The organism is Microbulbifer maximicatervae (SeqCode) (assembly GCF_052467505.1).
The window spans coordinates 1,247,135-1,260,043 of sequence record NZ_CP174313.1; the positions used below are offsets into that span (position 1 = coordinate 1,247,135).

Below are 12,909 nucleotides of genomic sequence, written 5' to 3' on the forward strand. Positions count from 1 at the left end.
CGAATTGCCGATAGAATATAGTTTTCGGAAGTGGGAAAGAAATAGGAATGAACCTGAGAAATCAACCTGACAGTTACGGTTCAGTAGCCAAGTGGCTACATTGGTTAACGGCCTTATTGTTTTTGGGTTCCTATATTTCAGTCTACTACCGCCAGTGGTTTACCCAAGAGGAAACACCGGCGAATTGGACTGCCTTGCAGTTACATCTATCTATTGGTGTCACCATTGGGGTGATCGTCATCCTAAGAATCGTATGGCGTCTCACTAATCCGCCACCGCCATTAGAACCAGGTAGCTCCCTGGAACATTTTGCCGCTCATACCGGTCATGTTCTTCTCTACTTGATTATGATCGTCGCTCCGCTAACAGGGTATATCGGAACAGGCGTGGATACGGATTACTTTTTCCTGTTTGAAATTCCTAAGTTTGAGAGCACCCAAGCCTTTGTGGCGATAGTTCAGGATCGGATGGGGATGACATTCGAACAGTTTGAGAAGCCAGTCGATTTTATCCATAAAGAGATCCTGGGAGAGTGGGTGGTCTGGATCTTAATCTTGGGGCATGTAATGGCCGCTCTATATCACCACTACATCAAAAAGGATCGGACTTTGCTAAGAATGACCGCGACTAAGAAGTCATAGTTCCTGCGATGGTTTTGGCAGAAAGTAGTGGCAAATAGGCATTGAGCGCCAAATCCAGACATTTTAACCTCGAGTTTTTGCAGCTCCTGTGGAGCTGTGCACTTGGACTTGAGGTGGGTGTTATATGAGGTATTTGGTCCTTGCTTTGATTCTATTTCAAATGGGGTGCATACCTGAGTCCAAACTATATCGAATCGCGCAATTCGAAATGGTCCCTCAGCCTACTTGCCAGCCTTCGCTGGCAAGTAGCACTCATGCTGCTATCGGATCAGCTCCTACTTAAGCTGCCAACCTCCTGAGCCCCGGTTTTGTGTCTGGGCAAACCCAGTGAAACCAGTGCGGTTAGCAGAAGAAAAGCGCTGGAAATAAGTAGGCAAGCCACCAACCCCTGAGTTTGGAATACCCACCCTGAGAGCAGTGTCCCTAGCAATCGCCCAGCTGCATTTGCCATATAGTAGAAGCCCACATCCATAGAGACGCCATCTTCCCGAGCATAAGCAACTATCAAGTAGCTGTGTAAAGATGAATTTACGGCGAAGAGTACAGCAAACATCAAAAGTCCACCCATTACGGCGGGCTGTGGATCCACCCCTTTGTGTAATGCGATTGCGATTAATGCGGGCACTGCAGTGAGCGCTATTGCCCAGAAGAGCGCGGTTCGCCCATCCGGAGCCTGGGCTGAACGTGCCGTCGTGACCTTTGGGGCCAGGGTTTGCACTATGCCGTAACCGATCACCCAGGATGCCAGGAAGGCACCTACCTGCCAGTGGCTCCAACCGAACTGGCTGGCCAGGAAAATCGGTAGGGCAATAACAAACCAAACATCCCGGGAAGCAAACAAGAGTAAGCGCGCGGCTGACAATATGTTGACTGCGGGACTCTTGGAAAAGATATCTCTGAATCGGCTTTTTGCTTTGGCTTTCCCTAAGTCCCGCTTAAGAAACTTGAGACTCAATATCCAAACTATTCCAAGAGCTAGGGCCATCGATGCAATCGCGCCTTGAAAGCCAAGTGAGGCGAGTAGGGCACCGCCGAGAAAGAAGCCCAAGCCTTTTAGCGCGTTTTTCGAACCGGTAAGAAGGGCGATCCATCGATACAAGGTGCCACTGGCCTGATCGGGCACCAGTAACTTGATTGAGCTCTTCGCACTCATTTTATTCAAGTCTTTGGCGATACCGGAAAGGGCTTGGGCGGCCATAACCAAGGGGACCGAGAGATACTGACTGGGTACCAGCAGCATGGAAAGAGCAACAATCTGTAAGGCCAGCCCCAAATTCATGGTCCGGTTGAGTCCAATCCGGGCACCGAGCCAGCCGCCGACAAGATTAGTGACTACGCCAAAGAATTCGTAGAAAAGGAAAAGCAAGGCTATTTGCAAAGGGCTGTAGCCGAGTTCGTGAAAGTGCAGCAGCACCAGCATGCGCAGAGCGCCGTCAGTCAAAGTAAATGCCCAGTAATTGCCTGTTACCAGCAAGTATTGGCGCACTGGCGACGATAAATTGTGAAGAAACTGCATGATCTTGTTCTGTGTACTGCTACTTACCAAAAGCAGGAGGAAAAAATGTGAGCTCATGGAGAGGCGTACCCCTCAGGTGCAGCGTGTTCTTTCCTTCCGGCCCCGTTGTACTTTGGCTGCTTAGCCCATGGTGCCAATCATTCTAGCCAATTCCGCCGTGCGGTTGGCGTAACCCCATTCATTGTCATACCAGGCGTAAACTTTTACCTGGGTGCCGTTAACGACCATGGTCGATAGAGCATCGATAATGCTCGATCTGGGGTCGGTTTTGTAATCCACGGAGACGAGGGGCCTTTCCTCATAGCCGAGGATATCTTTTAGTTCACCCTCTGCAGCGTCCTTAAATAACTGGTTTACTGCCTCTGGGGTAGTGGGGGTTTCCACTTCGAAAACACAATCGGTAATGGATGCGTTGGCGAGGGGAACACGAACTGCGTGGCCGTTTAGGCGGCCGGACAACTCTGGAAAGATGGTGGCAATAGCTGTAGCTGAACCTGTTGTTGTGGGAATCAGGCTGGCACCACAAGCGCGGGCTCTGCGCAGATCTCCATGGGGTGCGTCGAGGATAGTCTGGGTATTGGTGATATCGTGAATAGTGGTGATTGAACCGTGACGAATACCCAGGTTTTCGTGAATAACTTTTACTACTGGAGCAAGGCAGTTAGTCGTACAGGAAGCGGCGGTAATAATCTGGTGTTTGTCCGGCTGGTAAATATGTTGATTCACTCCAAGGACAATGTTCGGAACTCCAGCCTCTTTAACTGGTGCAGAGACCAACACCTTCTTTACCCCTTGATCCAGGTAGGGTTGAAGAAGTTCGGCAGTTTTCATTTTACCGGAGGCCTCTACCACCAGGTCACAGTTTTTCCAATTGGTATCTGCAATAGCGGTATTGCGGCTACAGGTTATTGTTTTGCCATCAACCTGAATTGTGTCATCAACGGCTTTCGCCTCTCTGTGCCAGCGTCCGTGTACAGAGTCAAAGTTGAGCAGGTGGGCGAGTGTGGTTGCATCACCGGCAGGATCGTTAATCTGGACAAACTCAACTTCAGGCCAATCCCAGGCGGCGCGCAGTACCAGCCGGCCAATTCGGCCAAATCCATTGATCCCAATTTTGATGGTCATTGTTAATTTTGCTCCGTTTATGCCAGGCACATATGAAAAATCATATATATCTGGATAGTTTAAATCTTAGGTCGGCAGGCGTTATCAGCAGCACAGACTTGTGCGCTCTGGCCGGTCTCCCATTTGAATCAGGTTGTTGAGGTCTTCGGTAATAAAGTACTGGTTCGCCTGTAAGGTGTCGAACAGTACAGACTTTGCCCAGGCATTTAAGTCCGGGTTGATTCGGTAAAACACCCACTGCCCCTGGCGGCGGTCTTGGAGCAGGTCTGAACTTCTCAGCAAGGCGAGGTGCCGGGAAATTTTCGGCTGGCTCAACTCGAGGGCTGCCGTTAGCTCGCATACGCAAAGCTCTTCCTCGTGAGCAATAAGGAGCAATGTGCGTAGCCGCGTATCATCGGCCAGGCATTTGTAAAACTGTACTGGGTTCATGCCGCTCTTTTTCGTAAATCCGCCTCGGCTTGGGCCAAGACCAGTAGTTTGATGCGAGTGCTCAATTCACGTGCTGTGGTGTAAAAAGGGCAGAAGCAGTGTCGCTTTGTCGGTTCCTTAAAATTCCAGGCAATCATCTTGTCAACTTTTGGGGAGGGTACGTATTCTTCCCGGCTTTTGTCGCAAAGTGTGATGACCAGGTCAAAAGGTTGGTTAGCTACATCTTCTACAACTTTGGGAATGAGTCCCTCTGTTGAAACCCCCAGTCGCTCCAGCGCTTGCAGAGCGCGTGGGTCCACTGTATGGACATTGGTTCCGGCGCCAACGGCTTCGTATGAATTGCCTCCAAAATGCCGCAACAGTGCCTCAGCCATCAGTGAGCGGGCAGAGTCCCCGGCGCAAACAAACAGAACACGCCTTTTCATTGGAGGGCTCCATTTGGCTTTTCAACAATTATATATGGAAAACCATATATTCATAGCCTTAAAAATAGCCCACTGAACCAGCGGGCTATAACCTGTGCTTAGAGCTTAAACTCGGCCCATACAGGGGCGTGGTCTGATGGGCGTTCCATAGCCCGAATATCGTAGTCCACGCCAGTTCCGACACATTTTTCCAGAAGAGGGTTGGTGGCGAGGATCAAGTCGATTCGCAGGCCGCGTCTGGGCTCGCGATCGAACCCACGGCTGCGGTAGTCGAACCAGCTGAATATATCGTCTGTTTCTGGGTTTTGTGCGCGGAAAGTGTCGGTGAGCCCCCAGCCTTCAATTTTTTGAAGCCACTCGCGCTCTTCTGGAAGGAAGCTGCATTTTCCATCGCGCAGCCAGCGCTTGCGATTGGGTTCACCAATACCAATATCCTGGTCGCTGGGTGAAATATTCATATCGCCGATAACCAATACAGGCGCTTCCGGCTTACACGTGGTTTGCAGGTAGGTGTCCAGGTCGGCGTAGTACTTTTGCTTTGCTGGGAATTTAACCGGGTGCTCGCGATTTTCACCTTGCGGGAAATAGCCATTGATAACCGTGAGGGGCTCAGGACCACCGATATCAAACTTGCCGGCAACCATACGGCGCTGGGCGTCGCTGGCATCAGTTGGGAAACCGTATTCGCGATCAATAAAAGGTAGACGTGAGAGCAGGGCAACGCCGTAGTGTGTTTTTTGGCCAAAATAAATTAGCTCATAGCCCAGGTCTTTTATCGCATCTACTGGAAAATCTTCGTCGGTGACTTTGGTTTCCTGTAGGCCGATGATATCGGGCTGATGGTTGTCTACCAGGGCCTGCATCTGGTGCAGGCGAGTGCGAATACTATTGACGTTAAAGGAAACAACCTTCATCTCTTCCCCCAAAATAAAAAAGGTCGGGCTAGCCCGACCTAAGAGTTAGTTCGCGGACCGGGCGCACGCCGCGCCCAGTGCCTATCAGTATTTAGAAGTTGGCAACTTGGGGCGGGGCCTTGCTGGCCTTATCGGCGAGGCCGATAAAGTCCGCCATTATATAGCCCGCTTCATTCAAAATTGGATCTTTTTCCAACTTGATCTCTACAGGACCACCAATGTTAGCCACCTCTTCAGATTCGCTTTCTTCGTATGCCTCAAAGTTCTCGTAGGGTTCAAGGCCTTTAGCTTTGCGGCGACGGTTTTCCATATCCAGCAATCGCTGATTAACGGACTTGCGCTCACTCTCTCTAGTTGATTCGTTGAGAGAGACATACTTCTTGTCAGCCCGCTCGGCGTCGAACTTGAACTGATCGCGCAGGAAAACAAAATCTGGATCTGTTTCCGTGCGCTTGTTGTGCTTGGTGATCAAGTTCGGGATCAGCATCTTCAAGTTGAAATACTTCGCATGAGGCACAGCGTGGATACGGTCCCAGGGCAGGGCAGTATCGTAAGCACTTTCACCGACATTTTCGGCATCAATCAACTGTGGCATATCGATGTCCGGCTTCACACCCGCGTGCTGTGTGCTGTCTCCGGAAACCCGGTAGAACTTGGACTGGGTAATTTTCAACTGGCCCTCCTTCAGGGGAGCCATAGTTTGCACAGTACCCTTACCAAAGGATTGGTTGCCCACTACCAGGCCGCGGTTGTAATCCTGGATTGCACCGGCAAAAATCTCGGATGCAGAGGCGGATAAGCGATTAATCAATACCATCAGCGGCCCGCGGTACATGGCGCGGGAGCGCGAGCGATTGTGGCGGGAAATCTGCTCGTTGGCATGACGGATCTGCACAACAGGGCCCTGATCAATAAACAAGTCTGTGAGCATGGTGGCTTCTTGCAGTGAACCACCGCCATTGTTGCGAAGATCCAGAATAATACCGTCAACCTTTTCCTCTTTAAGCTCACTCAGCAGACGGGCAACGTCTCGCGTGGTGCTCTTATAGTTGGGGTCGCGGCGGCGATAGGCATCGAAGTCGATATAGAAGGTCGGCAGGTTAATCACACCGATCTTGTAATTCTTGCTGCCGTCAGAGAATTCAAACACTGCCTTCTTGGCCGCCTGATCTTCAAGCTTCACTTTGCTGCGCTTGATTAAGATAGTCTTGTGAGTGCCGTCACCACCAGTGGGGATGGTCTCCAGGCGAACATAGGTACCGGCCTTGCCGCGAATCAAGTCGACAACATCATCCAGGCGCCAGCCCACTACATCGACCATTTCGCCTTCTTTATCCTGGCCAACACCCACGATTTTATCGTTGGGCTTGATCTTGCCAGTGCGATCGGCTGGACCACCGTGTACCAGGCGAGCAACTTTGGTGTATTCCTCGTCTGCCTGCAGCACAGCACCGATACCCTCCAAGGAGAGGGACATGCTCATATTGAAGTTTTCCAATGAGCGCGGTGACAGGTAATTGCTGTGCGGATCGTAGAGACGAGTCAGCGAATTCATATAGAGCTCAAAAACGTCGTCGCTCTTCTGCTGCTCGAGGCGCTTCTTTTGGCCTTTGTAACGGCGTACGAGAAGGTCTTGGATTTCCTCATCGGTTTTACCGGTAAGGCGCAGATTCAGGATGCTGCTCTTTAAGCGCTTACGCCAAAGCTCATCTGCAGCGCTGATCGAGTTGGGCCACTGGCTTTCCTCCCGATCCAGCTCAAGGGTCTCTTCCCGAGAAAAGTCATAGGCGGGCAGGCCTTTCTCTAGTTGGGACAGGATGTTATCTAGCCGATCGCCCATACGCAGGCGGAAACGGTTATAGATACTGAACCCAGCGGTGACATCACCAGCGCGAAGCTGGTCATCCATCTCCGCTTCCCACGCGCGGAATTCGTCGATATCAGAGGCGAGGAAGTAACTTTTAGTGGGGTCGAGTGCATCGATATACTCGTTCCACAAGTTCTCGGACATTTCGTCGCCGATTTTGATTTTGTTGTAGTGCAGCATTTCAAGTTTGCTGACTATCTCTTGTGCAGTACCACCTTGACCCTCTTCGGGGGCTATTCGCTCTGGCTCTGCCAGAACACTTGTGGAAAGAAGGCCAATGACCAAGAAGCCGGAAAAGTAAGCGGCGATCCGATTGGTAAGCATAGGGAGTCTCTTTATACGTCCTACTTCATAGGCGTCCGGCCCTTATGGCTCGGCGACCTATAGCTTAGGACAAGTATAAAGGCTGAAAGCTCCAAAGGGCATGAAATACCTCTAATCAGAGATGGATCTTTTTCTTTAACACTGTATTTAGCAAAATAGCTTTCCTATTGAGTGTGAAATTGAGGCATTTTTTCTCGTTTTGAAGGCTTGAGTATGTATGGTCATCATAACTATTGTGTAACTGCAACTGTAAAAAAGCGTTAAAAATAAGCACTTTGACTAATAGGTCAGAACCACTTTGATGACTTTGAAGGCTTTTAAGGTCATGAAGTTGCACCAGTTACCACTTTATTAATTCGAGTGAGCGCTCCTCGGCTAGAAGTGTTGCTCCAATAATCACTGTGACCGCAAAAATGATGTTTTGATTTCGGAGCAATAGGCGAATATCGGGCGAGTGCCAGTATCTGCGAATCGTGTTTTTACCACTTGGTCCAAACAGTGGTAACATGGCCAGTAGATTTGTTTGAGGTGAGGTGCTTATGCCTTGGGAGAAAAGTTTCGATGTCGATAGCGCAGTCGATAAAGCGACGGAAGCCTTTTGGAAGAAAGGCTTTGAAGCGACTTCTCTGGCCGACCTGCTCAAAGCTACTGGGCTGACTAAAGGGAGCTTTTATAATGCCTTTGGCAGTAAGAAGCAGCTTTTTACCCTGAGTTTACTCAAGTATGAGAGAGAGCAGCGGCGCGACGTAATGGCCCGGCTTGAGTCGTTGGAAGATCCTATCGGCGCTATCAGTCAGCTTTTCGACTCCCTAATTGAACAAAGCCTTGCAGATCCGGAAAAGAAGGGCTGCTTTTTGGTTAATACCGCACTTGATATGCCTAACCTGGATAGCGATATTGGGGATGCTGTAAAAAAGGGCTTGCGGGATACTGAGTCATTTTTTGCAAGGCAGGTTCGCCTGGGGATAGAGAAAGGTGTGATATCTGATCGAGTAGACCCGGAAGTCTGCGCCAATAGTTTACTGACTCTTTTAGTCGGCTTGCGAGTGTTGGCACGTGGAGTTTTTAATAAGGAAAGCCTCTCCAGAATTAAGGTACAGGCATTAGACTTGCTGCGTTGACCTGATCTTTCTTCTGGCGTTGAAAGCTCTTCGTAGGGTCTTGGCGCCGTCCTCTCGGTTGCCAGGGCTGCACTGTGATTTCCCTCTCCTGACCTCCATTGATCCTTCCTGTCAATTTTTGCATTGGATAGGGCTTCATATTTTTTCTGTTCATTCTCAGTAGGCATTAATGCATAGCAAATAGTTATATAAATAATCTTTACCGATCGGTACAAACTCATTAGCATTGTTTGTAGCAATCGGTACATACAGTTTACAGGGGTGTCTCCCCTTATTTTTTAACCAGGTTTGGACTGATCGCTACAAACAAGTGAAACTATCTAGTTAGGAAAAATATGATGGCTACTTTCAAGACTCACACGATTGAATCCGCTCCTGTTGCTGCTCAGCCTCTTCTTGCAGGCGCTAAGAAATCGATGGGCTTTGTGCCCAATCTATTCGCAACTATGTCAGAGGCCCCCGCATTACTTGAGGGTTATACGACCTTGGCGGGAATTTTCGATAAAACCAATCTTTCCGAGACAGAGCGCCAAATCATCTTAATGACAAACAACCGCCTGAACGGGTGTCGTTACTGTATGGCTGCACACACATCCATTTCCCAAATGGCCGGTGTTGAAGCGGAAATTATCGAAGCATTGCGTAGTAACACACCGATTGCAGATGAAAAGCTTGAGGCATTACGTACATTTGCTGCGGTAGTGAATGAAAGCCGTGGCTGGCCGTCGGAGGAACAAGTTAGCGCTTTCCTTGCTGCTGGCTACACGCAGCAGAGCGTACTGGAAGTGGTTCTAGGTACCGCTTTAAAAGTTATGTCGAATTATACAAATCACATTGCCGAGACCGCCCTAGATAGTGCCTTTGCAGTTAATGAGTGGACTCCCGAAGGAGAGACAGTGGCCTGATTTCTGGCCTGGGCTTGATTGGCCATCCAGCCCTCACTGAGGAGACATGGGGTGGCCATCAACAATTCGTAGCGGAGCCCGCAACTGTGTTGCGAATCGAAATTTGAATTTATTCGACTTAAGTAACTGAGGTATACGAAATGACTCTTCAAGCTAGCAATATCACTGCATTAATCACAGGGGCAAATCGAGGTATTGGCAAGGCCATTACAGAGGGGCTGTTGGATGTGGGCGCGGTTAAAGTGTATACCGCTGTTCGCGACCTAGCCTCGGTGAGGCCGCTCGCTCAAAAGTATGGTGAAAGGGTCGTCCCCATTGAATTTGATCTTTCACGTGAAGAAACCATTCAAAACGCTGTAAAGGTTGCCGGTGATGTCAATCTGGTTGTCTCTAATGCGGGCGTAGTGAAGCTATCGACACCCTTGGACGATGATGCTGTGGAGAGCTTCAAGTATCAAATGGAGGGCAATGTTTACCCACTGATAAACCTGGCCAAAGCGTTTGGCCCTGTTTTGAAATCTAATGGTGGGGGTGTCTTTGTCCAAATGAACTCACTGGCATCTATCAAAAATTTTCTCCCATTTACTGGTTACTCCGGCTCAAAGGCGGCTGCCTATGCAGTAACTCAGGGTTTGAGGGAGGCCTGGGTCGAGCAGGGGACTCAAGTTATCAGTGTTATTGCTGGTCCAATCAAGACGGATATGGCCGACTCCGCAGGCATGGGAGAGGGAGCCCCTCCAGCGAGCATCGTATTCGATGGCATTATGAAGGCACTAACAACGGGTGATTTTTTTGTTTATCCAGATGAGATGGCTCGAGAGGTCGCAAAAATTTACGCTCCCTTTGCCAAGAGCGTACTTGAGATCGAAAGCTAACTTAGAACCCAAGAGAGGATCGGGCAATGTTACTAGATACACCAGTATGTGATTTCGGATGGAAAGCCCCAGACTTTACCTTGAAAGACCCTGACGGCAAGAGCTTTCGAATGTCGGACCATCTGGGAGGCAAGGGGTTGTTGATTGCATTTATCTGCAATCACTGCCCCTATGTTCAGGCGATTGCAAATCGTTTAGCTGAGGATGTGCGAGAGCTACAAGGGCTGGGCATTAATGTTCTGGCCGTTATGTCAAACGATTATCGCGATTACCAAATTGACAGTCCTCCTTATATGGCGAAGTTTGCCCGAGACCATGGGTTTACTTTCCCCTATTTGGTTGATGAAGATCAGTCCGTAGGGAGAGCTTACCAGGCGGTATGTACACCGGACTTCTTCGGGCTGAATAAGGATGGAGAGCTCCAATATCGAGGCCGCATCGATGATGCGGGAATGGGAAATCCGGCTGGCCGAACCAGGGAGCTGGTCAATGCAATGAAGTTGATCGCAGAGACTGGGGCAGGGCCGGAAAAGCAGCTGCCAAGTATGGGGTGCTCTATTAAATGGAGTGGTAACTATAACTGATATGGGTTGTTAGCTGACGGGAATGCTCTGGCGAACATAAAGCACACAAAATATAAGAAAACACATTAATATAATGAGCTAACCTATTGATTATAAAGAATTAATAAAAAGTTAATGTGGTTTGTTAAGTGGCGGGTGCCAGAAGTGTGACACCCGCTTTCTTATTTACTCAGTAAGCTGGCGGGTCATGATGATGTGGTCAATGTTATAACCATGCTTTGTAACTGCCAGGTCTAGTAGATAGTCTGTAATAGCTTCATCCAGCTGGGGAGTGCGGCTTAACAGGTAGAGGCTGGAGCGGTCTGGATCACCAACGAGTGACCACTGATAGCCAGGATCTAGCTCTAGTATCCAGTAGTCGCCGGCAGCTTTACCCTCAAAGAAGGTGATAGCGAGTTTACTGTTCGTCTCATCAATGGGGACTCCAGTGCCCTGAATACTGATAGGGAACCCATATTTTGGGTGTAAGATTCGACAAAAATTGAAAACGCTGATAGATCCATCATCATTGAGGCCGTAGTCCGCTGTTACCGCAGTACAAGCCGGCTGGAAAATTTGCGGTAGCCGGGCAATCTCATACCACTTGCCGAGATACTGATTCACATCGACATAGGGAACCGTTTCCAGTTCATCATCTGCCAGAACGGCCTGCGTACTGAGTGCAAACAGTACAATCCCTATACCTCTCAATAAGCTCATCATTTCCTCGCTCCTTGTGTTCGCAGTTTTTTACGCCGCCAGCTTCATAGCTAAGCGACAATCTCTTTACGGGGATATAACTGGAACGGATTAACCAAGTTCTGTGTTTAATCTGAATTTCAAAAAAGTGTCACCTAGGTGAATGAGCTGAGGTCCTAGAAGTTGACAGAAGGCCAGCCTTTGCTAAGTGGTGATAGATAGGATTTGTTTGAGGCTGACCATGGCTAAAACGGTAGACGTAGACGTCCTGGTATTAGGGGGCGGAATTCAAGCGATTTCATTGTTGCGTGAGCTATCAACAGAATTTTCTGTGCTGGCAATAGACCAGGGGTTAGACGATGCTGAGTCGTTACACTTTCATGGCTATTTCTCCTCAGGCTGGAATGCGGCACACCCAAGTGCGGCAAAGGCTTACTTAAAGGCCGCACAGTTTTGGCGCACACAACTGGAGAGCGATGGTGTTGATGGCCACATAACAGATTTCTATGCCGCGCTTCCCCGAGAATTTTTAGATACTGTCGAGCCCAACTGGATTGCGGCGGGTATTCCAGTGGAAGAGGTGCCGATACCAGCTCCACTGGTAACAACTAGCTTGCCATCGCATCAGTGCTTTCGATTTGCTGATGACCTTATGTTTGACGGCGCTGAAGCCTATCGTCGTTTTAGTGCTCCTGTTAGCGAGAAGTTGGTGAAAGGGAGTATCCGAAAATTCGACAAAGATAGTGGTGGCGTGACTGAGGTCTCTGCCGATATCGGTGGTAGTTCCCACCAAATAAAACCCCAGTTGGTTCTCTCAGCATGCGGGGCGGGCAATGCAGCAATACTCGAAAGTCTTGGAGTGCCAGCTCAAGGTGTGCGGGATAGCCAAGTTGTTCGGCCCCTACATATGTTGCTGGCTAAGGGGGCTAATACCCCTCCAATCTCAGCCTTCCTGATGGACATGGTAGTGGCATATCACCCGCTGGAAAGTGGAGAGGGACTTTGGATACTCACCTTAAATCCAGAGCACCCCAGATTTCGCTCTGGTGTGGTTGATATGAGGGTGGCCCCGCCCATAGAGAGGGCGTTAATCCGGGATACCCTGGATAGATTGGCAAATTGTATGACCGGGTTTGAGGATTGGGCAGCCGGCTGCCATTGGGGTGTTTACGCAGGTTGGAAAACTGACGCTCCAGGGCCGGATGGGGATGCTCTTGTGCAGTTAAACTATCCGCGTCCATACCACATCCGCAGCTTTGATATAGCCAATTTCTTGGCGGTTTGGCCGAATCACTGGGGTCTCGCCGTGGAGGCTGCAAAGGAGGCCGGGAAATGGGTACGCTCAAAAGCTAAGCCTCGGCATCCTCAACCTGAAGCGATAGGTAGCTTGCTGTCGCGGTCAGTTGGTCATCAAGCTATTTGTAATAAATGGCAAAGCGACGAGCTGAAGTGGCACCCTTGGGCTGAGTTTGTCCAGAAAATGGGCTTGCCAATCAGGTGATTTG

At 49.5% G+C, this 12,909-nt stretch carries 13 protein-coding genes; 6 read left to right on the forward strand and 7 right to left on the reverse strand.

Going from position 1 to position 12,909, the window contains the following annotated elements:
* The first annotated feature begins 47 nt into the window (after positions 1-47).
* Positions 48-641, forward strand: a complete 594-nt coding sequence (locus ACJJIN_RS05625; protein WP_444897226.1) for a cytochrome b — start codon at positions 48-50, stop codon at positions 639-641.
* Positions 642-909: 268 nt separating this feature from the next.
* Here ACJJIN_RS05625 and arsJ read toward each other — a convergent pair whose 3' ends face one another.
* The 6 genes from arsJ to ACJJIN_RS05655 all read right to left on the reverse strand — a co-directional run bounded on the left by arsJ (position 910) and on the right by ACJJIN_RS05655 (position 7,241).
* A complete protein-coding gene (gene arsJ, locus ACJJIN_RS05630) occupies positions 910-2,157 on the reverse strand; it encodes an organoarsenical effux MFS transporter ArsJ (RefSeq protein WP_444897227.1) in 1,248 nt (415 codons plus the stop codon).
* 120 nt (positions 2,158-2,277) lie between these two features.
* On the reverse strand, positions 2,278-3,282 hold the full coding sequence (locus ACJJIN_RS05635; protein ID WP_444897228.1) for an ArsJ-associated glyceraldehyde-3-phosphate dehydrogenase: 1,005 nt from the start codon (positions 3,280-3,282) through the stop codon (positions 2,278-2,280).
* Positions 3,283-3,366: 84 nt separating this feature from the next.
* The gene (locus ACJJIN_RS05640) at positions 3,367-3,711 is read right to left on the reverse strand and encodes a metalloregulator ArsR/SmtB family transcription factor (RefSeq protein WP_444897229.1); all 345 of its coding nucleotides are present in this window, start codon (positions 3,709-3,711) and stop codon (positions 3,367-3,369) included.
* Positions 3,708-4,136, reverse strand: a complete 429-nt coding sequence (locus ACJJIN_RS05645; RefSeq protein ID WP_444897230.1) for an arsenate reductase/protein-tyrosine-phosphatase family protein — start codon at positions 4,134-4,136, stop codon at positions 3,708-3,710. Before ACJJIN_RS05645 ends, ACJJIN_RS05640 begins: the two co-directional genes overlap by 4 nt.
* Positions 4,137-4,234: 98 nt before the next feature.
* The gene (xthA, locus tag ACJJIN_RS05650; protein ID WP_444897231.1) at positions 4,235-5,050 is read right to left on the reverse strand and encodes an exodeoxyribonuclease III; all 816 of its coding nucleotides are present in this window, start codon (positions 5,048-5,050) and stop codon (positions 4,235-4,237) included.
* Positions 5,051-5,141: 91 nt separating this feature from the next.
* Positions 5,142-7,241, reverse strand: a complete 2,100-nt coding sequence (locus tag ACJJIN_RS05655) for a carboxy terminal-processing peptidase (protein WP_444897232.1) — start codon at positions 7,239-7,241, stop codon at positions 5,142-5,144.
* Between the two features lie 539 nt (positions 7,242-7,780).
* Between ACJJIN_RS05655 and ACJJIN_RS05660 the strand changes: the two genes are divergently transcribed.
* From ACJJIN_RS05660 to ACJJIN_RS05675, 4 genes are all read left to right on the forward strand, one after another.
* On the forward strand, positions 7,781-8,362 hold the full coding sequence (locus ACJJIN_RS05660) for a TetR/AcrR family transcriptional regulator (protein ID WP_413665724.1): 582 nt from the start codon (positions 7,781-7,783) through the stop codon (positions 8,360-8,362).
* A gap of 335 nt (positions 8,363-8,697) precedes the next feature.
* The gene (locus tag ACJJIN_RS05665; protein WP_444897233.1) at positions 8,698-9,267 is read left to right on the forward strand and encodes a carboxymuconolactone decarboxylase family protein; all 570 of its coding nucleotides are present in this window, start codon (positions 8,698-8,700) and stop codon (positions 9,265-9,267) included.
* A 140-nt stretch (positions 9,268-9,407) separates the two neighbouring features.
* On the forward strand, positions 9,408-10,142 hold the full coding sequence (locus ACJJIN_RS05670; protein WP_444897234.1) for an SDR family oxidoreductase: 735 nt from the start codon (positions 9,408-9,410) through the stop codon (positions 10,140-10,142).
* A gap of 26 nt (positions 10,143-10,168) precedes the next feature.
* Entirely contained in the window at positions 10,169-10,726 is a 558-nt protein-coding gene (locus tag ACJJIN_RS05675) for a thioredoxin family protein (protein WP_413665727.1), read from the forward strand.
* Between the two features lie 165 nt (positions 10,727-10,891).
* Here ACJJIN_RS05675 and ACJJIN_RS05680 read toward each other — a convergent pair whose 3' ends face one another.
* The gene (locus tag ACJJIN_RS05680; RefSeq protein WP_444897235.1) at positions 10,892-11,428 is read right to left on the reverse strand and encodes a lipocalin family protein; all 537 of its coding nucleotides are present in this window, start codon (positions 11,426-11,428) and stop codon (positions 10,892-10,894) included.
* 217 nt (positions 11,429-11,645) lie between these two features.
* Here ACJJIN_RS05680 and ACJJIN_RS05685 point away from each other — a divergent pair, with 217 nt between their 5' ends.
* Positions 11,646-12,905, forward strand: a complete 1,260-nt coding sequence (locus ACJJIN_RS05685) for an FAD-dependent oxidoreductase (protein ID WP_444897236.1) — start codon at positions 11,646-11,648, stop codon at positions 12,903-12,905.
* Positions 12,906-12,909 lie beyond the last annotated feature (4 nt).

Bases quoted from the DNA above. Each gene is read 5' to 3' on its own strand.
- ACJJIN_RS05625 (WP_444897226.1), top strand. From the start codon at position 48: ATGAACCTGAGAAATCAACCTGACAGTTACGGTTCAGTAGCCAAGTGG.
- arsJ (WP_444897227.1), bottom strand. From the start codon at position 2,157: ATGCAGTTTCTTCACAATTTATCGTCGCCAGTGCGCCAATACTTGCTG.
- ACJJIN_RS05635 (WP_444897228.1), bottom strand. From the start codon at position 3,282: ATGACCATCAAAATTGGGATCAATGGATTTGGCCGAATTGGCCGGCTG.
- ACJJIN_RS05640 (WP_444897229.1), bottom strand. From the start codon at position 3,711: ATGAACCCAGTACAGTTTTACAAATGCCTGGCCGATGATACGCGGCTA.
- ACJJIN_RS05645 (WP_444897230.1), bottom strand. From the start codon at position 4,136: ATGAAAAGGCGTGTTCTGTTTGTTTGCGCCGGGGACTCTGCCCGCTCA.
- xthA (WP_444897231.1), bottom strand. From the start codon at position 5,050: ATGAAGGTTGTTTCCTTTAACGTCAATAGTATTCGCACTCGCCTGCAC.
- ACJJIN_RS05655 (WP_444897232.1), bottom strand. From the start codon at position 7,241: ATGCTTACCAATCGGATCGCCGCTTACTTTTCCGGCTTCTTGGTCATT.
- ACJJIN_RS05660 (WP_413665724.1), top strand. From the start codon at position 7,781: ATGCCTTGGGAGAAAAGTTTCGATGTCGATAGCGCAGTCGATAAAGCG.
- ACJJIN_RS05665 (WP_444897233.1), top strand. From the start codon at position 8,698: ATGATGGCTACTTTCAAGACTCACACGATTGAATCCGCTCCTGTTGCT.
- ACJJIN_RS05670 (WP_444897234.1), top strand. From the start codon at position 9,408: ATGACTCTTCAAGCTAGCAATATCACTGCATTAATCACAGGGGCAAAT.
- ACJJIN_RS05675 (WP_413665727.1), top strand. From the start codon at position 10,169: ATGTTACTAGATACACCAGTATGTGATTTCGGATGGAAAGCCCCAGAC.
- ACJJIN_RS05680 (WP_444897235.1), bottom strand. From the start codon at position 11,428: ATGATGAGCTTATTGAGAGGTATAGGGATTGTACTGTTTGCACTCAGT.
- ACJJIN_RS05685 (WP_444897236.1), top strand. From the start codon at position 11,646: ATGGCTAAAACGGTAGACGTAGACGTCCTGGTATTAGGGGGCGGAATT.